Genomic DNA, 22,133 nt, shown 5'->3' on the forward strand with positions numbered 1-22,133 from the left:
GCTGACTCGGATAACGACGCTGACAGCGACAACGACGCTGATTCGGACAACGACGCCGACAGTGACGATGATGCTGACTCGGACAACGATGCCGACAGCGACAACGACGCCGATTCGGACAACGATGCCGACAGCGACGATGACGCTGACTCGGACAACGACGCCGACAGTGACGATGACGCTGACTCGGACAACGACGCCGACAGCGACAACGACGCCGATTCGGACAACGACGCCGACAGCGACGATGACGCTGACTCGGACAACGATGCTGACTCGGATAACGACGCTGACTCGGACAACGACGCCGACAGCGACAACGACGCCGACAGCGACAATGACGCCGACTCGGACAACGACGCTGACAGCGACAATGACGCCGATTCGGATAACGACGCTGATAGCGACAACGATGCCGACAGCGACGAAGAGCCTCCTCAAGCCATGTCTTTTGCGGCTCGCACGGGTGGTGCAGGTGACGATGAGGAAGATGTGCCATCCGACAAGGGTGACTCTCCCCCCGGATCAGATGTCACCCCAGAGTCTCTTGACCTCCTGGGTGAAGAGGAGGACGGGCTTGGTGTGCCACCAGTTGCGTCGAATGAGGCGTCACCGCCCACAGAAGATTCGTCGAGCAGCGAGCCCATTGCATCTGAAGACCTTCTGCCAGACGAGGAGGAAGTTGCCGGTGTGCCGGGTAGCTCGGGAGGCTCAGGTGGTGGAGCAGCTCCGTCCGACGGAGGCGGGGGGCAACCCATGGATGTAGGAAGCGATCCAGGCGCCGATTTGGTAAATCAGGTTGCTCAAGAGATGACCCAAGGTGACAAGCCCATGTGAACTGAACCGCGCATGGGTTCTTGAGCACCGCCGTGAAAGGCGGTGCTTTTTTTTGTGCACACCAATGGCTATGCTGTGTGCTTGCGTCGGGCGGTCATTTGGGCAATCTGGCTATGTGCTCTCTGGACGCGCATGTTTGCTGTAACTTGGTGGCTGGTCTGAGGTACCAAAAACGGAGGTCTTTGCCCATGGCGTTGATGGCAACTGCGCTGAATGCTTTGCATGATTCCGTGCGTCAGGAGTGTCTGGAGTCCCGCCCTGGCGATACACCGTTGATCCTTTTCTTTTCTGTGTGCGATTCGACGAAGCGCGCCAAGATTCTGAGCGCAAAAGGCGAGGCGTTCGATGAAGCCTGGGAAAACGGGAGGGCTCAATGCATGGCGTTGCCCATAGCGGATAGTGGTGAAGTATGCGAGGGCCCGTTGTGGTTGCGCATAGATGTGCCGTGGCATGTGTGGTGTTTGACGTGGGGCGAACTCAAACAGCGGCTTGCATCCACTAAGCGCAACTATTTTCGGTACGGAATCTCCCTGGATGAGCGTTTCGAAAACGCGTTTCTGGAGATGGAGGTCAATGCACATGCAATGTTCTACCCGCGGGGTGAAACTCCTCATGCAGTACTCAACGAGGGTAACTTCCTTCTGCATGCAAAAACCCGTTATGGACTGGAAGGGGTCTGCTTTGACGACGGGCAACCGGTGTGGATCTTTGAAACCCGTAGCTGGTTTGCAGACGGCCAATCAAGTTATCCGCTGATTGGTGGTGTTGGGGTAGATGCGGGGCGGCGAGAATTCACTGCCTGGAATGGGGCTGCCCTACTCGATGTGGTGGCTGGTGGGGCGGACCATCTAGCCCATCAGGTTGGAGATGATGGCCGGTTCGTTTACGGATTCTTCCCGTGCTTCGGTCGGCGAATTGAGAGCTACAACGCGTTGCGTCACGCCAGCACCCTGTTCTCCATGGTGGACGCTTGGGCTTCGTTGCGGTCCGATACCTTGTTACGGGCGATCGAACGCGCGTTGAGCTACATGCGAAGTGCACTTGTTCGGGTCTATGCGCAACCAGATGGCGACTCTATAGCGTACCTGGTAGACGAAGGTGGGGAGATCAAGTTGGGCGGCAGTGCGGTCGCGCTGCTGGCCTTGGTGCGCTTTGCCGAGGTGACGGGAAGCAATGAAGACGCCCCATTGATGGAGCAACTGGGGGCCGGCATGCTGGCGATGCAGAACCAGCGAACTGGGCAGTTTGTCCATGTTTTGAGTGCGGAAGATCTTTCTGTCAAACAAGCGTTTCGCATTGTTTACTACGATGGCGAGGCCGCATTTGCATTGATGCGCCTGTATGCGCATACCCATGAGCTGCGCTGGCTCAACGCCGTGGAAAAAGCCTTTGAGCACTTTGTAGCCGCTGAGCACTGGCGCAACCACGACCATTGGCTGGCCTACTGCACAGAGGAGTTGACGCGGTACTCGCCGCGAGAGAGCTACTTCATCTTTGGCCTGCGTAATGTGTTGGACCATCTTGATTTCGTGCTGGAGCGTGAAACCACATTTCCTACGCTGCTGGAACTCATGATGGCAACCCGAGCGATGATTGAACGGTTGCGCGCTCTTCCAGAGCTTCGATACTTGCTGGCGATGATTGATGAATCCAAGTTTGAGCGAGCCTTGCATTTCCGCGCCAAATACTTGCTCAATGGTTTCTTCTGGCCCGAGTGGGCCATGTTCTTTCGGGATCCGCACAAGATTTGTCGGAGTTTTTTTATCCGGCACCATGGCTTCAGGGTTCGGATTGATGATGTGGAGCACTACCTCTCGGGGCTAGTGGCCTACTACCGTGTTTTTTTTGGATCCTCGCAAAAGCGCGGACCTATGCGATGGACTGCGCAAAGTATTGCAGCGGTGACTGGTGGCACATGGTGGCGCCCGCCCGGCGCGGAGTTTTCTGGAGCGGGAGGCGCCTGCACCTGGCCTCCCGCCATGCGGGAATGCGATGTGGTTTTTGTCAGGAGGCCGGGTTGCAAGGGCGGCATGCCCGAGTCGCTGCTGGCAGCGCTGCCGCTGGCCCCTGCTGCGATCGTTTGCGTGGACCCGGGCCGCATTGCGGCGCTGCAATCGGGTGCGTTGGTGGATGTTCCCGTGCTTGCGGTAGAGGATGAGTCTGCAGCGTTGCTGGCTATGGGCAAGGCGGCACGTGCGCAGATGAAGGCATGTTTTGTGGGGGTTACAGGTAGTGCAGGGAAAACCACCACGGTGGCCATGCTGGCTCATGCGCTGGCCGACTTTGGAAAAGTCGGCATGGCACGGGAGAGTGCCAATCTTCCTCACGGTATCGCGTGGAATTTGGCTTCTCTGCCTGTCGATGCGGACTATGTCGTGATGGAGATGGCTGTGGGCGATATGGCTCTTAACACCCGCCTGGTCAGGCCGGACGTTGCCGTATTTACGAATGTGGGGCCAGCGCATCTCAAGTATCACCACTCGGTGGCAGAGATCGCGCGCAAGAAATCACTGATGTTTGGCGGCATGTTGCCGGGGAGTGTTGCCGTTCTCAACCGCGATATGAACGAGTGGCAGATTGTGCATAAGGCTGCGTTGAGGCGGAATCTGAGAGTGGTCACTTATGGGAAGCACCCTGAGTGCGATGTGAGGCTAGACGCCTTTGAGCTGGGGCTTGCGCAAGTTTTCGCTTTTGGTGAGCGAGTTGAAGTACGTCTTTCGGCACAAGGGGAGCACATGGTCCTGAATGCCATGGCCGTGCTGGCGGTTGCTGGGGTTGTGGGTCGGGATGTGAAGCGTGTAGCCACGTCGCTGAGCCGATTCCTGCCTTTGCCTGGACGCGGTGAGCGCCACACTCTGGCTTGGGATGGCGGATGCAAATTGGAATTGGTGGATGAGTCCTACAACGCGAATCCCTTGTCCATGCACGCTGCGCTGGCGGCCGTTGCGAGGACTGGTTCAGGCCGATTGGTACTTGTTTTGGGAGACATGTTGGAACTGGGTGAAAACGAAGCGTCGATGCACCTGGCGCTGAAAGAGCCTATTCTCGCGACCGATGCCACGTTGATCATTCTTGTTGGAGCGCTCATGCAGGACTTGGCGCTGGAGGCGTGGCCTCCTGATCGCAAGGTTTTTCATTTCGATACTGTGGAGCAGGTGGGCGAGTGGGTGTTCCGTCAATTGCGGGGCAATGATCTGGTGTTGGTGAAGAGCTCAGCGGGGACGCGGCTGTCCGACTGGGTGAAGCGTTTGAAGGCGCATTCCGCTGCTGCAGCGCGAGTGCCGATGCCAAACGCGGATTGGATATGACGATGGGCTGGCGCTCCCGATTTGGCTGGACAGCCGGGCTTGCCGTCCTGTGCTGCTCAAATGCATTCTCAGACTGGCGAGCACCGAGGGAGGCACTGGATCAGAGAGTCACAGAAGGTTCGGTGAATGTGTATTTCACGCGGTATGGGAGAGATGCTTTTGATGCATACAAAGTGTCTCTGCTGCAGGCCCAGTTGGCGGCGGCAGCTCTCTTTTTTGAGCAAGAGCTTGGCCTGCAGTCTCCGTTGAAAATGCCGAGATACCAAGGCCAGGTTCGACGCATTGATGTACACGTCCTTCGGTTGGCTCGTGGAAATGGTAGTGCTGGCGATGCGGCCATTCAGTATCGATACCGCAAGTTTGGCGAGCAAGAGGGGCGAGCGCTTACGTTGACCATAGGCGCTCATTGGGAGCCTCCCAACCTGACTCCGGCGCATGAACTCTTCCATGCGTACCAGTATGGGTACACTTTTTTCAAGAATTCTTGGTTCCTAGAGGGGTTGGCGCGTTCCTTGGAAAACGCCATGGAGGGAGTCTCCGGAGCCGAAACTGCGTTGCCAAGAAATGTGAGCGAGTGGCAGCTGCTTGTCCGAGAGTCCTATGGTGCGCACCTTATGTGGAGCCGACTTATGCGGCTTTGCGAGCCTGCTTGCAAACCTGTGCTTAAACCCTTTGCGAAGCCTTGCGGCGCCCCTTTGGTAAAGGCAACCTTGGAGGCACTTGGCGAGGTGCAAGCAACAGTCACCAAGGTGCGCGGGCTGAACCCGGCTGATTGGCCAGAAGACGAGCAGCGCAATGTGGCTAACATTCCATACATGACCCAGGGCTTGCGGAGCGCTATCGCAAGAGCTTGCGCTGCACCTCGTTCCGAAGAACTTCAAGAGTTTGAGCGACTTCTTGTCCAGGCTACTGAAGCGCCCGCATTGGAAAAGCCACGCTGAGGGAGCTGTGCACAGCAGTTGGTGATGGGCCATAGACATCAATGGATGTCTGGTGTCTTTTCACATTGATCCTGTTTTTGCAGCGCCTTGATCGCGGCTGGGTGACCACTCTCTGCTGCCAGTTCCAAGGCCAGTCTGCAGGACAAAGGAGGGAGGTGGCGCGCCAAGAGTACGAGCGCACCCGCTTGGCCCGTGGATGCTGCAAATTCCAATTGCTTTCGTGTAGGTGATCTCGGCGAGCAGGAAGCACCCTGTCGCAACATGGCTTTGGCGAGTTGGTAATGAGCTGCGGGGCTGCCAGCTTCTGCTGCGGATTGCAGTAGCTGCTGTTTTTGGCAGGCATGTTCTGCATCGTCGGGGAGTGCCTTGGCCAGCAAGCGTTGCGCCCTGGGGTATCCCTGTTTTGCCGCAGCTTCAAGCCAAGCCAAAGCGGCCTCTGGTTGCCCGGTGTCGAGCAAACGATTAGCCAACTCACATTGAAAAGTTGTGGCTCCGTGCTCGGCGCCCAGTAGCAAATAGTCTTGGCCGACGATGGCCTCGAATTCGATGGCTTCTCTTTCCGCGTTGACCGCGATAGGGGAGCATGTTTTCTTCAACTGGGTTAGATCGTATGCAATATTGCGCAGCGAAGGGTTGCGGGCGAGCCATTGCAGTGCCACAGCGCTGACTTCCCGTGGCAAGTCGCGAGGCCACCGTGGTTGCTCCAGAAGGTGGGCGACGGCCCAGTAGTGCTTGTCTTTGACTTCGCTGCAGTGGAATGGCTCGCGTCCGGTGGCTAGATACACGGCCAGCCAGCCCAGCGAGTAAAAGTCGCTGCCAGGTCCATGTTGGCCAAAATAACATTCGGGGGCCATGTAGCTGGATTTTGCGCGCAGTGTTTCGCTGGGAAGCTCATGGGTGAACTCGCTGGCCCCCCAGTCAATCAACGATACGCGATCGCCCTCCAAAAGAATGTTGGAGTGCTTGATGTCCTTGTGTAGAAGTCCTTTGGAGTGGGCGTGTTGAAGGATGTCCAGCAACTGCTGGACGATGCCCAGCGTATCTGCACTTGAGAGCGGGCCGGTGCGGCGCACATGGTGGTCCAGCCGGACTCCTGGCATGAGGGTCGTGACCATGCACAGTTGCCCACGTTGGTCGCGCCCATGGTCAATCAAGGCTGGAACCCCGGGATACCCGTCGAGTGCAATCAAGGCCCGCACTTCTCTCAATAGGGTGTTGACGTGCGTGGGATTCTTCAGGATCTTGATGGCAAATTTTCCCGGGAGGTCTGGGTGTATGCAGCGATAGGTTTGCGCAAGGCCACCTCCGCCCAGGCGGTCCTCAATCCGGTATTGCCAGGGGCCCAATGATTGAAGCATAGGGGTGACGTTGTGGTGCCAGGTGGGCGCTTCGATTCTGTGGCGTATTTGTCAGGCTTCTGGACCAGGCCAATGGCCTAGTAGACGCGCATAGAACGATGCGACATGCTGAATGGTGTCGATGCGAAACCATTGCCTTGTGTACTTGAAACGGATCCCTCCAAGGCTGCGCGCCGGGTTGCGCGCCGAGTAGACGGCGGCTGGGGTGTTGACAAGATGCAAGGTGGCCCAAGCACCTAAGCACAGTGCGGGCCATATTTCCTGTGCTATGTCCATTTGTCCAGCTTTCAGGGCCAACTGGTAGGCGCCCATCAAACCCTCCATTCGGGCGCCATCGGAGTACGGATAGTCGCCGAATCGATAGTAGAACCCACCGGCGTAATCTGGGTAGGGGGCTGTATCTACCTTGTACATCTGAGCCACCATCTGGCGCGCATCTGATACGACAAAGTTGAAGTAGTCTGCCTTGCGCATTGCGGGAAAGTCCCACAACTCTTTGATGCCCATCATCAGCCACGCATCTGATGGAACATTCGTGTATTGGTCCGCCCTCTCGGTGGGGCGGATGTTGATCAGGTAGTGCAGGGCCCGATGCAGATGGTTGAAGTAGGGCGTCCGCTCAGTCTCACCGATCAGGTGCAAGTAGCGAGCAAGGCCGCAAATGGCCTCGCCGGGGTAGTAGAACGAAAAGTAGTTTGCGTTTCGCCTTTCGTCGATGTTTTCGTCGAGATAGATGTTGTAGTAAATGAACTCGCCGCTTGCGGTGATCTGTTGGATCAGATGCCGGGCCAGCCTTTGTGCCCAAGGGTGGTAGCGTGTGTCTCCGGTAGTGATTTCGTACTCTGCCAACAGGTAGAGACCTAAGCCGGTGCCACCCAGCTTGGCCTTGCGCTCGCTGTAGATGTAGGCGGCTTCTCCGGTATCAGTGGCGTATGTCCTGGCCTGTGCAATCAGGAACTCGATAGCGCGACGAGCACTGTCGTAGCTGCGGCGTTCTCCTCGCAGTTGGTCGCTGTAGAGGCAGTTGAGCGCTCCTCCGCTATGTCGCAGGATGTTGTAGTACGGGTTGGTTTCCGGGTCGCGCGTGGGGTGCTCATGGTCGCGTCGGCTGTCGGTCGCCGCGTCGTAGTAGTAAAGGTAGGTTCCGTCGAGGTTCTGTTCACGCAGTACATGGTCCACAGCGAGCATGAGAGCTTCGGACAGTTTCTCCCGCGTGAGTGGACCTATCAGGGGCATCCCCCGGTAGAGGCGGTGAAAGTGGCCGTCGATCCATAAGTAGCTCTCCGAGTGGAAGCGGGCACAGTGTGCCTGCGCAACGGTCTCAGACCCAAAACTTGAACGCAGATGCGCACGCAACTGCTGCAGCGACATGATCGAGTAGACGAACGCATCCCCCGGCAGGAAGAGGTGGCGTTTTCCGGCGTTTGTGCGCAACTCAATGCCTTCTAGACCCACTTCAAAGTGCCGGTCCCCTCGAAGCGTCATGCCCACTTTGCCCAGATCCATGGGGGTGGGGGGATCAGCAACAAAATCGAGTTGCAAGCGCACTTTTTCGTGGCCTGCCAAGGCTGAATACCTTGGGTGCCTGACGAGCCGCTGAAGCGTACGCTCCAGGCCTTTTTTCCCTCCTCCTTCGCGGCTGACCAGCAATCGAGGTTGTCCTGGGGCATACAAGACAACAACAACGCGGACGCCCTCTTGAGGAAAACAGGTGCTGGTGAAGGTCTCTAGCGCCCTGGAGAATTTTCCTTCAGGCCTTTGAAGGTCTTCCAGCAGAAGCTCTCCAAATAGATGCTCCGCCGGCCCTGGCTCAAAGCTGGGCATGCGGGCGTGAGGCGCCTCGAAGACTTCGGGTGAGTAAGTCATGTTGGTGCCCATATGTGCAGCAGGTCTGCCATCGTCGGCGCGAAGCGCAGCTTCTGGGGCTCGGGGTGGCTGTTATTTACGAGGTCCTTGCATGCATCGTGTTGCGAGGGATTCAAGCCCACGATGGTGATACTCGCGGAGCGCAGCAGATGAAGCACGGCAGCAAGCCGGTCTAGCGTACGAAAGTCGTCTGCCAGCACAACACAATGATTGGGTTGAGCCAGGGTGATCTCATCGATTCGCCACATGGTAGGCAGCAGGATGCCGCCAGGCGCACCACTACCTATGGTCGAAAGTCTGGCAAGCGCTAGTGCCGTGCGATGCGCGTATTCTGTGGTGCTGGGTGTTTGAAAGACGCAATCCAGGGCCATCTGCGATTGGTTCACCAGCGCTGCGATAGGCGGGAAAGGTCTGCTCCCTCCGCCGAGCAGGACGGTCACCGATCGGTTGCTGTGTGCGCGTGCGGATTTCGCAAGCTGGTACAAGCTATGCGTTGGATCCTCGCTGAGGAGAAAAGGCATCCATCGTGGCAGCTCGGGTGGCATGACGGCGCTCATGACAGCCTGAGCGCCTTGTAAGAATGCTTCTCGGGTGCGGTGCTCGATGTGCTGGATGGTTGCAAGGCTGTTGGCTACACCTTCAACGATCACCAATTGCCCTTTGGGGGATTCACCCTCAATGGCAATGCGAGAGGGATCCCAATGCCGGGGATATCCTTTTCCAATCCAGGTCGCGCCAGCGACGACCGCCAGTGTTTCGGCCGTCCAGGCATCATCAGCCACGTATGCTTTTTCGGCAGAAGTCTTGCAGAGCCCCAGCAGCAATGGGCTATCCAGATGGTCTGTGATGCGCAGTTGCAGTGATTTCGTACTTGATGGAGCGTTGTCGGGTGGAGTGGACGCCATCTGCACAAGGGCTGGATCCCAGCCTTGTGCGACCAGCTGATCCCGTGTGCTGATGCTGTCACTCAAGGCTTCTTCGGAAGGCTGGATGCACCATGTGTGGCGATAAGGCGCGAGCAGGGCAGACCACTGGGCCAACATCTTGCGCATGGGCTCGGAGTCTTGGCAAAACACCTGCAGGCAGGTGGTCGGTGCGGGGGCAAGCAGGCGCAGCAGATGGATCCCTGCCTCGGTGGCCGAGGTGGGGACCTTCAGAGTCCAGGGCGTGATCTTTGGCAAAGCGGTAGGGTCCACCCGCGGAGCGCACAGCAGCGCGAGTGATTGCAGGGTCGGCAAGTCGCATCCCAGCAGTCTCATGGCTGCCAGGGCGTACGCGATCGTCTGCGTCTTGCCGACTGGGGGTGTTGACTGCTGAGCTGATGGGGGGATGGTCAGCAGCAGTTGCCAATCACCGGTCGCGGGCGCTAGGTAGAAGGACGCAGCGCCCGCCGCATCTGTGACCGTGAGGACGGCCTCGCCACCGTGGAGGCGATGGTGTCTCAGCCAGCCGGATTCGACGTAGAGCGCTGTTGCTGGCAGGCACGCGACGGTGGTATGGGGCGGCATATGCGCCGTTGCGGCCCGCAGTGCCAAGGACGTGGCGTCAAACACTACGCCATTGTTGGCTGTGTCGCACACCATGCGGTAGAGCTTGGCCTGGATGCCGGGTAGCATCAGCTCCTTTTCCAGAGCGCGAAAGTCCCCTTCTTCGTCCACAAGAATCGCCACAGAGTGCTGCTGCACAGGCATGCCTTCCCGCGCCAATGCACTCCAGGGCAACGGCAGCACCAGTGCATCGATCTCTGTGCGGCTCAGCCACCCACCGACCCAGGCGCGTACAGCCCCATGGTGCGATGGCAGAGGGGCAGGAAATGGGTCGCGCAGGTTGTCTGCTACGCGGGCTTCAACGCCAGTCATGCGCAGCATGTTGGACAACATGTCCGCGCAGAGTTGCTTGCCGTAGCGACCTACCACGCACACCACGGGAATGTTGCTGGACTGTCCGGCGGAAACGGCCGAACGCAGTATGTGGCGCGCGACGGGACGGGGGGTGCCAAGATCGGGAAAACGGTTGATATCGAGCCCAGGACCGGCGTTGATTTCAACTATGGCGGTTTCTACTTCTGTCCATGGGCGTGTTATGTCCGCCGAAACGAGATCGACGCCAGCGAAATCGAGCTGTACTGCCACAGCGGCTTGTTCTGCCAGGTGCTTTACAGAAGGATGGATATCTCCAGAGACATCCCGTGCGAGAGAAGACGGGCACGCAGCGCGGCGCAGCACTACCACTGTTCCGGCTGGAGGTGTGCTGTCTGGCCCCAAGTTTTGGTCTGACAGGGTTTGCAGGACCTCGGTGTCAAATGCAATGGGGGCAATGAAGATGCCATCCCTTCCATGCGACTGGTTGGACGCTTCCACCAGCTCGGCCACCGTGCATATGCCGTCTCCGGTCACGCAGGGGTGCAGGCGTTGGGCTGCTGCGACGCAGCGCCCTCCGATCACAAGCAGTCGGTAGTCTTCGCCAATGACCTGTTTCTCCACAATGATCTCGGCATACATACCTGCAAGTCTTTGGTACACCTCTTCCACGATAGTGACCGTGCGCAGCATTGTGAAGACGCCTTGACTGGCGCGTGAGCCCGAAGGCTTGAGTACGACAGGGAACCCCAGTTTGATCGCCGCCTGGGCGGCCTCGGCCGAAGAGGTGACCCGTTGTTGCGCAGGAACCGGGAGGCCTGCCCTGACCAAGGCAGTACGTGCGCGGATCTTGTCACCGGCGAGGTCCTTGCCCAGATGGCTGGTAATAGCGCTATACGCGTTGGCCATCAGTTGGGAGCTTGGGCCTTGGCCCACGCGGTAGTGGGCGCGGTGAAGCCCTCCGCCGACTTCGCAGTGCAAACCCATTTGCCTTGCGGTCAGCAACCTGTCTTGGGTATGGTAGTGGCTGGTGCGTGGGCGCAGGTCACACAACGTCATCCACAAGGGATCTCCCCATGGGGCAGCTCCGTCCGCATTGAAGGCAACGCGGGTCAAAGCCAACGCCATTTGCGCCAGGGCTTTGGCGGACTCTGGGGTCATGATTTCGAGAGTGACCTCAGTGGCGGACTCTGAAAGTGGTGTGATGCGGTGTCGGCTGGCAACATGGCGCGCAGCCCTGAGCAAAGCCATGGCGAATGTTGCAAATACATGGCCGGGGTCTGTCGATCCGAATTCAATGATCAGGGGGCGTGGCGTTAGATGGTTGTGGGGGTAGCCTTTCAGGCGCTCCCAAAGTATCTCGGGTGTCGTTTGGGGGGGGGCGTGCTCATGGGTCAGAACGACGCGCAGGCAGTCATGCCACGCCGCGAGGCTAGGCCCAGGAAGCACCTGGACGACCTGGAGCTGGAATTCGGGAGACGTGGCCATTGCGGTTGTGTCAGGCACTGAGCCCTGGGCCCGTGGCTCCGTCAAATCCCAGTTGCGTCAGAAGCGGTAGGTCGGTGCGGGATTCCACGCCGGTGGCGATGACCGTGATGCCCAGCGTATGTGCCATGTTGCACAGTCCCTGCAGGAACTCCTGGTTGCCCGGGGTGTTTGCAATACCTCGAACGTAGCTGGGATGGATCTTTATGTAGTCAAGCCCAAGGTCGGCGAGTTTGTTGCCCTCTGCAAAACGCTGCCCGAAGTACTCGATCCCGACCCTGCATCCCAGCTGCTTGAGGGTATGGGCCAGGTCCCGGAAGGCCTCAAAATGGCGAAAGACGCCGTACTCGGGCACTTCGAACAACAAGCGTTGGCAGACGTCGGGATAGGTCATGAGCATTTGCGTCAGATCGTTGCGAAACTGGAAGTCTGCAATCGTGTCTGCCGACAAGTTCACTGCGATATCGCCAGAGCCCGTACGCAGGTGCTCGATGGCCAACCGTACGACCTTGAGGTCAATGGGCACGGTGAGATTCAGATGTGCAGCCATGGGCATGAAATCCCCCGCTTGCCAAGGAGGACCTGCATCATCGGTCTGAAGGCGGATGACTCCTTCATCATGCAAGGCAACCACCCCGTCACCACCTACGACGGGATAAAACACCAACGACAGTCGGCCGCCACTGACGGCCTCGGTCAATAAAGTTCGCCATTGATCTGTAGGCAGCACCGCGTGCTCGTGGCCCTCTTCGTTGGCGTACCAATTGTTGGGGCCTTGGGCTTGCGCGCGGGCCATGGCTTCATCTGCCCGGCGCAAAAGGTCGCTCATATCCTGCCCTCGTTGATAGCGTACGCCGGCCACATGGAAAAGGTCAGGGGCGTCGCCTATCCAATAGGGCAACCACCCGGTGGTCAGGCGTTGGTGAATGTCGGTGGCCGCGTCGCTGGCAGAGGCCTGGGTGGGGCAAACCACGGCAAACTCGCCACCCTTGATGCGCCCGGCGCGCTGACCGGGTCTGTCGTTCCCGCTGTCGTACAAAACGGAGCCCAGGCCCTTGAGCAGATCATCGGTGCGGGCGTGGCCCAGCTGCACGTTGAGCGTATTGAGGTCCGCGATGCGTACCAGCACGAAGCTGCCCGTTTTCGCGAAATGTTCACCTGTCAGTATCTCGTTCAGGTGCGACAAAAAGTACTCGCGACTGGACAACCCGGTAACGGCATCCCGGTTGACTTTCCTGCGCAGAGTTTCCAGTCGGGCGGCCTCCTCAGTCAGCATGGCTTTGATCCTTGCGACCATGTCATTCATGGCCCGGACAACGCTGCGCAGTTCGGGGGTGCTTGGCTCTTCAATTGTGAGAAAGTGCCTTTGTGCGATGGCTTCGGCTTGGCTCACTACGTCTTCTAGAGGCCGCGTGATGTAACGGATGACTTGTGTGCCGGCCAATCCAGTGACTACGCTGCCAAAGACAAACCACATCAGCAACTCCAGGGTGCCCTCCCACAGGCTTTTGTAGACGTACTGGTCATGACTGGCCAAGCTCAGCGTGCCGTACTGGCTCCAGCCATCGTTGATCTGCGCGCGTCCGGGTTCTGCGCGAATCGGAATCAGATTGACGAACCATGAGGGCGCGGCTGTTTGCTCTCCTTTGAAAGTCTTTTCCACCAGCGTTGCTCCAGTGGGCGAAACAATGCGAATGAAGCGGTAATGGCCCGCATCAAACTGCGCGGCTACTTGCAATTCCACGGTGACGGGGTCCTTGTCGAGTTGTGACAAAGACAGTGCCAGAGAGTTGGCGTTGTCAATGTTTTTGACCTGCAGTTGCTGCTGGAGGTAGTGCCGCGCGGACAACACACTGACCACCATGCTGCAGCCAAACGCCAGCGTCATCACAAGTGCGATGGCAATCCAGAGTTGTTTAGTGAGTGACATGGTGAAGCCTCTCGTAAGTAGTCTGGAGCATCACAGCCCGTCCTGGCGCATGCGTTCCAGTACATCGCGCCAGCGGGACAGCCGCGCTGTCGGATCGGCTGCAGGGGCGGTCGTTCCTGCTACCCACAGGCCACTGTTGTTGAAGCTGAAAACGGGCGCGAGGTCTGTTCTGGACGTGGCCGGACGGATGTTGCCTATCAGGTTGTCGAGAATCATGGGCTCTTCTGTCGGCACGGCGTAGTAGCCAAGCACCATGTGGGCCTCGCTGCGGGTGCTTCCGGCTCCACCGATACGGGCTCGCACATAGATCATGCGTAGCTTGTCATTGGGCACGCCCATCAGCAACAGGCTGGTGTACTTGGCAATCGCAAAATCTTCGCAGTCGCCTGCACCGCGTCCCATGGTTTCCAACGGGGTGGCCCAGTAGTCGTTCTGCTGCCAGACGACGATGTCGTTCTCAAACAGTACCCGGCGATTGAAAAAGGTGTTCACAAGAGCCAGTTTTTCAGACTCTTCGAGTTTTCGCCCTTCGTCCAGCATCTTGCGCCAGGCGCTCACCGTATCTGCAGCCTTTGCCCCATAGCGCTGCGAGGCAAGGTTCTGCATCTTGTCCATGTCTGGTTCCGCGATCGCCCATTGCAGAGCGAGCAGGCAAAAGAAAACAATTCTTCCCCGGCGTAACCACGCGAGAAAAAAACGATAGTTTTCTTTGATAGACATGGCCTTGAGTTGCAGTTTGTTGCTATCAAAACACCCCCGCCTCAGTTCATTTTGCAAGGAAATGATGATTTCGCACACAAATTGTTTGCGTGCGAAAACACCGCTGCCTATAGTGATTTTTCTCACTAACAGATACATCTGGAGGCCCCATGCGATACGTCCTAACGCTGGTCGGTTCAGCAGTCCTCGTTGCCACAGGAGCTTCGGCGCAAGTGCTGCCGCTGCCCTTGGTGGAGGCAGCGCGCAAGACGGTGGTGACCAATCCCGAGGTGCAGGCGCGATGGCGCGGTTTCAGAATCGCGGATGCGGAACGTGGTGAGGCGCGTGCGGGGTACTTGCCCCAACTGGATGCGTTGGCTGGTGCGGGCCGGCAGAACAACCGGCGCCCCTCCGGGGAGACCGGATGGTATTCCTATGGCAGTGCAGCACTGACCCTGAACCAGATGTTGTTTGATGGGTTCTTCACGCGCAACGAGGTGCAACGTTTGGGCCACGCCAAGCTGGTGCGGTACTACGAATTGGTTGAAGCGTCGGAAACAGCCACCCTGGAGGCTTTGCGTGCCTATGTTGATGTGATTCGGTACCGAGAGCTAGTGGAGCAGGCAAAGCTCAACTACGCCGAACACAAGGTGACGACGAGTCAGATTGACGAGCGGGCGGGCGCGGGGGTCGGCCGACGCGTGGATCTGGAGCAGGCCGTGGGCAGGTTGGCTTTGGCGGAGTCCAATTTGCTGACGGAGCTTGCCAACCTGTATGACGTGACAGCCCGCTACCAGCGAGTGGTGGGGGAGATGCCTGCTGCAAACCTTCCCACGTTGGCCGAGGGCATAAAGCTCAAAGGGTTGCCACCCTCCTTGCCGGAAGCCATGAGCCTGGGGTTGAGCAACAGTCCGGCGTTAAGTGCAGCCATTGAGAACGTGCGGGCCAGCGAGGCCGGTATTGCTGCACGGAAGGCCGCATATGTCCCGCGGGTGGATTTTCGCGCCAGTCAAACTTGGGACCACAACCTGCTGGGTGAGAGGGGGCGTTCGCGCGACACTTCGATAGGCGTGGTGTTGAGCTACAACCTGTATCGGGGCGGTGCGGACGAAGCCCGCGAACTCAAGGCGGTGGAGACTAACAGCCAAGCGTTGGATCTGCAGGAAAAGGCTTGCCGTGATTTGCGGCAGAACCTTGCAAGTTCTTACTCCGAATCTCAGCGATTGACTGAGCAACTGGCATTCCTTGATCAGCACCGGTTGTCGTCTGAAAAATCCCGTGAGGCATATCGCCAGCAATTCGACATTGGCCAACGGACCCTGCTCGATATTCTGGATACCCAGAACGAGTACTTCCAGGCCAGCCGGGCTTTCATCAATGCCCGTTACAACCAAGTCATCGCGCAGGCGCGTGCGCTGGCGTCCATGGGCAAATTGATGACAGCGCTGGAGGTGTCGCGCCCCGATATGCCTTCGCTGGCCGAGGCAGGTCGCGGCACGGACGGCTCCAATCAGGCCGCCGAGTTGTGTGCAGGGGATTTGCCTCCCATGGTGACGGTGGAGCAAGCCAAAGTCGGCGTGGATGTTACCCCCAGGCAGCGTGCCCGGCCGTTGCCTGCAGGTGATCAGCCAGGGGCTGTGCCCGCTCCACGCAAATAGCGCCTGCGCAGGAATGCGGTGCCAGAGGCGGCTTTAAGCGCGCGGGTAGTTGCTGCTGTCGTTGTAGCCCGTGCTGCAGTGACGGGTGTCAGCGCACTGTCGCCAAAGCCTGCAGCAACTTGGCGTGGATGCCCCCAAACCCGCCATTGCTCATGCACACCACATGATCCCCCGGCCGGGCGGACTGCGCCACCTGGGCCACCAGGGTGTCGATGTCGGCTGCGGTTTGCGCGCGCTGGCCTGGGCCTACACCGAGGGGAGCGAGCGCCTCGGCGGCATCCCAGTCCAGCCCTGCCGTGTGGCAGAACGCGAGATCGGCGGGCTCCAGGGCCCAGGGCAGCTGGCTCTTCATGGCGCCCAGTTTCATGGTGTTGCTGCGGGGCTCGAACACGGCCAGGATCCGCGCGCTGCTGCCCAGGCTGCGGCGCAGGCCGTCCAGGGTGGTGCGCAGCGCCGTCGGGTGGTGTGCAAAGTCGTCGTACACGGCCACGCCACCCACGGTGCCACGCAGTTCCATGCGCCGTTTGACGTTCTGGAAGGTGGCGAGGGCGCTGGCTGCTTGCTCGGGGGGAACTCCTACATGGTGGGCAGCCGTGATGGCAGCCAGCGCGTTGAGCTGGTTGTGCACCCCGGTGAGCGACCATTCCACGCGGGCCACGCGGCGGCCCTGGTGCATGACGTCAAATGCCTGGGGATCGCCTACGGCGTAAAAGTCGCTCACCGCCGCGCCAAAGCTGGTCACTTCGCTCCAGTATCCGGTGTGCAGCACCCGTGCCAGGCTTTCCTCCAACCCGTTGGTCACGACGCGGCCTGACGGGGGGACTGTGCGTACGAGGTGGTGGAACTGGCGCTCAATGGCGGCCAGGTCGTCAAAGATGTCGGCGTGGTCGAATTCGAGGTTGTTGAGCACGGCGGTGCGGGGCCGGTAGTGCACGAACTTGCTGCGCTTGTCGAAGAAGGCGGTGTCGTACTCGTCCGCCTCGATCACAAACAGCGGCGTCGCACCCAGTGGGGTGGACGCTGGTACGGGGCGCTGTGCCGCGCCGAGCCGGGCAGACAGGCCGAAGTTCAGTGGCACACCTCCAATCAGGAAGCCGGGCTGCTGGCCCGCGCTTTCCAGGATCCAGGCCAGCATCGAGGTCGTGGTGGTCTTGCCGTGCGTGCCGGCCACGGCCAGCACATGGCGCCCCTGCAGCACATGTTCGGCCAGCCACTGGGGGCCGCTGGTGTAGGGCAGGCCAGCGTCCAGGATGGCTTCCATCAGAGGGAACTTGGGGGTGCCGTCGGGCAGCCGGGCGCGGCTGACCACGTTGCCGATCACAAACATATCGGGCTGGAGCGCTATCTGGTCCGCACCAAAACCTTCGATCAGGTCGATGCCCAGTGCCCGGAGCTGGTCGCTCATCGGGGGGTAGACGCCGGCGTCGCAACCGGTCACCTTGTGGCCTGCCTCGCGGGCCAGCGCTGCAAGGCCTCCCATGAATGTGCCGCAGATCCCTAGTATGTGTATGTGCATGGGCGCTGATTCTAAAGCCGCTGCGATGCGGGAAAATCTTGGCAAAAAAGCCCTTCTGCGCGCACTGTGTATGCCCTGTGAGCTACAAAATGCATAGCATCTTGGGTGGTTTCGTTTCTGGGGTGTCTGCGGGCCTTGTGCGGGGCGTAGGCGGCCCGTCATGGATCGCGCGCACAATGCGGACTCCTCCGCTGTCTTCCACTTTCATGCACACACCTTTGAGCGAAGAAATCGCCCACACCACGGCACGCCTGGTGGTTGAGGAAGGGCTGGAATGGGGGCCCGCCAAGCGCCGGGCCCTGCGCCAGATGGGGCTGCCTGCCCGGACCCCGCTGCCCGACAACGATCTGGTGGAAGCGGCGGTGCGGGAGTACATCGAGATCTTCTGCGCCGACACGCAGCCGCGCGAGTTGCGGGCGCTGCGCCAGCTGGCACTGGTCTGGATGGAGCGCATGGCGGCGTTTCGTCCGCACTTGGCGGGGGCGGTCTGGCACGGTACGGCCACGCGCCTGTCGGATATTTACTTGCAGTTGTTTTGCGATGACCCCAAATCTGCGGAGATCGCGCTGATCGACCACCATGTGGACTATGAGCCCCGTACGGTGACGGGTTTTCATGGCGAATCGGTCGAGGCCTTGAGCCTGGGCAGCAAGTCACCGGAGCTCAATGAGATGATCGGAGTGCATTTGCTGATTTACGACCTTGATGACTTGCGGGGTGCCTTGAAGCCCGATGCCAAAGGCCGCATCCCGCGCGGTGACATGACGGCCGTGCGCCGCCTGCTCCAGGAAACCAGTGCCCCATGACGAAGACGACCCCCTCCGATTTGCCTGAATCCGCGCCTGCATCACCGAATGTGCTGCCTCAGGTTTCCTCGCCCGCTCGCCGCCGCCTGCTGTATGCCGGTGTGGCCGGGGCTGCGGCCGTGGGAGGGGCCGTGGGAGGGGCCGGCTTGGCATGGTGGAAGTTTCAGCCGCACGCCATGGAGGCAGGGGCGGAGCAGGCGCTGTGGGGCATGGAATTTGAAAAGCCGGAGGGCGGCGTGGTCGCGTTGAAGTCTTTCTCTGGCAAGCCGCTGCTGCTCAACTTCTGGGCCACCTGGTGTCCACCCTGTGTGGAAGAGTTGCCCATGCTGAACGCTTTTTATCGCGAACATGCTGCCAAAGGCTGGCAAGTGCTGGGTTTGGCGATTGACCAGCCCTCGGCGGTACGCAAATTCCTGGCGCGGCTTCCTCTGGAGTTTCCCGTGGGGCTGGCGGGTTTGGGAGGGACGGATCTGGGGCGTTCGCTGGGTAACTTGACGGGTGGGCTGCCCTTTACCGTGGTGCTGGGCGGGGCGGGGCGGGTGCTGCACCGTAAAATGGGGCAGGTGACCCCACAGGATCTGCAGCTGTGGGCCCCTTTGCGGTGATGCATGTGACGGCAGATTTCGGGTCGCCGCAGTGATTCTGGAGGGCTCCGGCCGTCTATTTCCATGACGAAGTTCATGGAAAATGCATGTGGAAGACTGCGATAGGGTGAAATTGGAGTAAATTCGCGCCCTATTCAGTTTTATAGCCGTTGGAGCTTCCATGGATCTGCGAAAACTCAAAACCCTCATCGATCTCGTGTCAGAGTCGAATGTGTCCGAACTCGAAATCACGGAGGCCGAGGGCAAAGTCCGCATCGTCAAGAGCGGTGGCGCCGTGGTTCAGCAGTATGTCCCGGCCCCCATGCCAGCCCCGGCGGCACCTGCGCCTGCAGCTGCGGCCCCTGTGGCAGAACTGCCCGCTCCGCCAGCGGTGCCCGCAGGCCATGTCGTCAAGTCGCCCATGGTTGGCACCTTTTACCGTTCGTCCAGCCCCGGCGCCAAGGCATTTGTCGAAGTCGGCAGCCAGGTGAAGGAAGGCGAGACGATTTGCATCATCGAAGCCATGAAGATCCTCAATGAGATCGAGGCGGACAAGTCGGGTACCGTGACCCGCATCCTGGGTGAGAACGGCCAGGCCGTGGAGTACGGTCAGCCGCTGTTCATCATCGAATAAGGCGCCCATGTTCAAGAAAATCCTGGTCGCAAACCGAGGGGAAATTGCCCTCCGTATCCAGCGCGCCTGCAGCGAACTTGGGATCAAGGCCGTGATGGTCTATTCCGAGGCCGACCGCGACGCCAAGTACGTCAAGCTGGCCGAAGAGGCGGTGTGCATCGGCCCCGCACCCTCGCCGCTGTCCTACCTCAACATGCCGGCCATCATCTCGGCGGCCGAAGTGACCGACGCCGAGGCCATCCACCCCGGCTACGGCTTCCTGTCCGAAAACGCCGACTTTGCCGAGCGCGTGGAAAAGAGCGGCTTCCAGTTCATCGGCCCCACGCCCGAGTCGATCCGCATCATGGGCGACAAGGTGTCTGCCAAGCAGGCCATGATCCGCGCGGGCGTGCCCTGCGTGCCGGGCTCTGAGGGCGAGTTGCCCGATGACCCGGTGCAGATCCGCCGCATCGCCAAGGCCATCGGTTACCCCGTGATCATCAAGGCAGCAGGCGGCGGCGGTGGCCGTGGCATGCGCGTGGTGCACACCGAGGCCGCGTTGGTCAATGCCGTGCAGATGACCAAGGCCGAAGCAGGCGCTGCGTTCGGAAATCCTGCGGTGTACATGGAGAAGTTCCTCCAGAACCCCCGTCACATCGAAATCCAGATCCTGGCCGACAAGCACCGCAACGCGGTCTACCTGGGCGAGCGCGACTGCTCCATGCAGCGCCGCCACCAGAAGGTGATCGAAGAGGCACCAGCCCCTGGCATCCCACGCAAGCTGATCGAAAAGATTGGCGAGCGCTGCGTGGCTGCCTGCAAGAAGATTGGCTACCGGGGGGCGGGCACCTTTGAGTTCCTGTACGAAAACGGCGAGTTCTACTTCATCGAGATGAATACCCGCGTGCAGGTGGAGCATCCGGTGACTGAATGGATCACCGGTGTGGACATCGTGAAGACGCAGATCATGGTGGCGGCCGGCGAGAAGCTGCCCTTTACGCAGCGCCAGATCGAGATTCGTGGTCATGCCATCGAATGCCGGGTGAATGCGGAAGACCCGTACAAGTTTGTCCCCTCGCCCGGGCGCATCACGACCTGGCACCCACCGGGCGGCCCGGGTGTGCGTGTCGATTCGCATGCCTACACCAACTACTTTGTGCCGCCGAATTACGACTCGATGATCGGCAAGATCATCGTGCACGGCGACACGCGCGAACAGGCGCTGGCCCGCATGCGCACGGCGCTGTCCGAGACCGTGATCGAAGGCATCAACACCAATGTGCCGCTGCACCGCGAGCTGATGGTGGATGCCAAGTTCATGGCCGGAGGCACCAACATCCACTACCTGGAAGAGTGGCTGTCGCAGCATAAGCGCTAGGCTGGGTACTGCCCCCTGAGTCGTTTCGCACCTTCCCCTTCCTCTTGAATGGCTGCGCCGTTTGGGAAGGGGAATACCGCCAGTGCTGGCGAGGACCACGTGCGTTTCGTGGGTTGCAGGTTTGTGTCAGGCACCCTGCTGGTGCGGTAACAGTGAGTTCACATGCTGGCTCTTGGCAACGAGGGTCAGCATTTCATTTTTCTGAGAGGCGTCTATGTTTGAGTTGAGTCTGATGTGCCCCGAGGAATGTATCGAGCCAGTCAGCGATGCGCTGGATGCGCTCGATGCGCTCTCCGTGTCGGTGGAGGATGCCGATGCCCAGACCGACGCCGAGCAGGCGCTGTTCGGTGAGCCCGGCATGCCGCCGCCCAAGGATGGCTGGCAGCGCAGCCGTGTGGTGGCGTTGTTCCCGTCTGAAGTGGCGGCGCGCGAGGCGCAGCAATTGCTGGTAGTGCAGGACTTCTTTGTGGGCTGCCAGGTGTTGGGCGTGGCGCAGGTGGCCGAGCAGGACTGGGTGCGGCTCACGCAGTCGCAGTTTGCGCCGGTGGACATCACGCCGGATTTCTGGATCGTTCCCACCTGGCACGAACTGCCTGCCCAGGCGGTGCGCAGCATCCGTCTGGACCCGGGCCTGGCCTTTGGCACGGGCACGCACCCCACCACGCGCATGTGCCTGCGCTGGATTGCGCGCAACGGGGCGGTGCAGCCGGGGGCTGGCAACAACCCGCTGGGCCGGGTGCTGGACTACGGCTGCGGCTCGGGCATTCTGGCCATTGGTGCGGCCAAATTTGGCGCCACGGACATTGACGCGGTGGACATCGATCCTGCCGCTGTGGAATCCACGGCACAGAACGCGCAAGCCAACGGCGTGCAGCTGAGTGCCGGACTGCCCGACAAGGCACGGGGCGAGTACCAGACGGTGCTGGCCAACATCCTCGCGACACCCTTGCGGGTGCTGGCGCCTTTGCTGTGTGCCCATGTGGCGCCGGGAGGGCATTTGGTGCTTGCGGGCATCTTGGAGCGCCAGGCTGAAGAGCTGAAGGAGGCTTATGCACCATGGGTGCGCCTGGAAGTGGCGGATGCCGAAGACGGCTGGATACTGATGACTGCCCAGCGCTGAGCCTGCGCGTGTTCCGCCTGGGCCGAGGTGGCGCGGCCCCTACAATCCAACGCTGATGAGCCAGATCACTCGCTGCCCGTCTTGCGCCACCTCCTTCAAGGTGGTGGCAGACCAATTGCGCATCTCGGAAGGATGGGTGCGGTGTGGCCAATGCAAGGAGGTGTTTGATGCCTCT

At 60.0% G+C, this 22,133-nt stretch carries 15 protein-coding genes and 1 pseudogene; 10 read left to right on the plus strand and 6 right to left on the minus strand.

The features are described 5' to 3' along the window. From AC07Z7_RS08130 to AC07Z7_RS08140, 3 genes are all read left to right on the plus strand, one after another. On the plus strand, positions 1-837 hold an 837-nt coding region (locus AC07Z7_RS08130; RefSeq protein ID WP_494765948.1), incomplete at its 5' end, for a hypothetical protein. 188 nt (positions 838-1,025) lie between these two features. Then, entirely contained in the window at positions 1,026-4,145 is a 3,120-nt protein-coding gene (locus AC07Z7_RS08135; protein WP_494765949.1) for a UDP-N-acetylmuramoyl-tripeptide--D-alanyl-D-alanine ligase, read from the plus strand. 122 nt (positions 4,146-4,267) lie between these two features. Next, on the plus strand, positions 4,268-5,086 hold the full coding sequence (locus tag AC07Z7_RS08140) for a hypothetical protein (protein ID WP_494765950.1): 819 nt from the start codon (positions 4,268-4,270) through the stop codon (positions 5,084-5,086). A gap of 38 nt (positions 5,087-5,124) precedes the next feature. On the opposite strand, the gene AC07Z7_RS08145 is transcribed toward AC07Z7_RS08140, so the two are convergent. The 5 genes from AC07Z7_RS08145 to AC07Z7_RS08165 are packed head-to-tail and all read right to left on the minus strand — an operon-like array spanning position 5,125 to position 14,442. Then, positions 5,125-6,444, minus strand: coding sequence for a serine/threonine protein kinase (locus AC07Z7_RS08145; protein WP_494765951.1), 1,320 nt, complete (start codon positions 6,442-6,444; stop codon positions 5,125-5,127). A gap of 51 nt (positions 6,445-6,495) precedes the next feature. Then, positions 6,496-8,310, minus strand: coding sequence for a hypothetical protein (locus AC07Z7_RS08150; RefSeq protein WP_494765952.1), 1,815 nt, complete (start codon positions 8,308-8,310; stop codon positions 6,496-6,498). Next, the gene (locus tag AC07Z7_RS08155) at positions 8,307-11,657 is read right to left on the minus strand and encodes a hypothetical protein (protein ID WP_494765953.1); all 3,351 of its coding nucleotides are present in this window, start codon (positions 11,655-11,657) and stop codon (positions 8,307-8,309) included. Before AC07Z7_RS08155 ends, AC07Z7_RS08150 begins: the two co-directional genes overlap by 4 nt. A gap of 10 nt (positions 11,658-11,667) precedes the next feature. Further along, positions 11,668-13,584: an EAL domain-containing protein gene (locus tag AC07Z7_RS08160; protein WP_440113601.1), complete on the minus strand. Its 1,917-nt coding sequence runs from the start codon at positions 13,582-13,584 to the stop codon at positions 11,668-11,670. A gap of 30 nt (positions 13,585-13,614) precedes the next feature. After that, on the minus strand, positions 13,615-14,442 hold the full coding sequence (locus AC07Z7_RS08165) for a transglutaminase-like cysteine peptidase (protein WP_240515802.1): 828 nt from the start codon (positions 14,440-14,442) through the stop codon (positions 13,615-13,617). An 11-nt stretch (positions 14,443-14,453) separates the two neighbouring features. Here AC07Z7_RS08165 and AC07Z7_RS08170 point away from each other — a divergent pair, with 11 nt between their 5' ends. After that, the gene (locus AC07Z7_RS08170) at positions 14,454-15,941 is read left to right on the plus strand and encodes a TolC family outer membrane protein (RefSeq protein WP_094291471.1); all 1,488 of its coding nucleotides are present in this window, start codon (positions 14,454-14,456) and stop codon (positions 15,939-15,941) included. Positions 15,942-16,029: 88 nt separating this feature from the next. Here AC07Z7_RS08170 and mpl read toward each other — a convergent pair whose 3' ends face one another. Beyond that, positions 16,030-17,457, minus strand: coding sequence for a UDP-N-acetylmuramate:L-alanyl-gamma-D-glutamyl-meso-diaminopimelate ligase (mpl, locus tag AC07Z7_RS08175; RefSeq protein WP_494765954.1), 1,428 nt, complete (start codon positions 17,455-17,457; stop codon positions 16,030-16,032). 206 nt (positions 17,458-17,663) lie between these two features. On the opposite strand from mpl, the gene AC07Z7_RS08180 reads away from it, so the two are divergent. The 6 genes and pseudogenes from AC07Z7_RS08180 to AC07Z7_RS08205 form a co-directional block, all read left to right on the plus strand. Next, the gene (locus AC07Z7_RS08180) at positions 17,664-18,263 is read left to right on the plus strand and encodes a hypothetical protein (RefSeq protein ID WP_252659029.1); all 600 of its coding nucleotides are present in this window, start codon (positions 17,664-17,666) and stop codon (positions 18,261-18,263) included. Next, a complete protein-coding gene (locus AC07Z7_RS08185) occupies positions 18,260-18,868 on the plus strand; it encodes a TlpA family protein disulfide reductase (protein ID WP_494765955.1) in 609 nt (202 codons plus the stop codon). The genes AC07Z7_RS08180 and AC07Z7_RS08185 overlap by 4 nt, the downstream gene beginning before the upstream one ends. 160 nt (positions 18,869-19,028) lie before the next feature. Continuing rightward, entirely contained in the window at positions 19,029-19,481 is a 453-nt protein-coding gene (gene accB / locus AC07Z7_RS08190; RefSeq protein WP_094291467.1) for an acetyl-CoA carboxylase biotin carboxyl carrier protein, read from the plus strand. A 7-nt stretch (positions 19,482-19,488) separates the two neighbouring features. After that, the gene (gene accC, locus AC07Z7_RS08195) at positions 19,489-20,838 is read left to right on the plus strand and encodes an acetyl-CoA carboxylase biotin carboxylase subunit (protein ID WP_094291466.1); all 1,350 of its coding nucleotides are present in this window, start codon (positions 19,489-19,491) and stop codon (positions 20,836-20,838) included. 214 nt (positions 20,839-21,052) lie between these two features. Further along, a complete protein-coding gene (gene prmA / locus AC07Z7_RS08200) occupies positions 21,053-21,958 on the plus strand; it encodes a 50S ribosomal protein L11 methyltransferase (RefSeq protein ID WP_440113590.1) in 906 nt (301 codons plus the stop codon). 55 nt (positions 21,959-22,013) lie between these two features. Further along, a pseudogene (locus tag AC07Z7_RS08205) lies at positions 22,014-22,079 on the plus strand (MJ0042-type zinc finger domain-containing protein); the annotation flags it as partial. Between the last annotated feature and the right edge of the window lie 54 nt (positions 22,080-22,133).

This window comes from Acidovorax sp. GW101-11A03 (genome assembly GCF_059424825.1).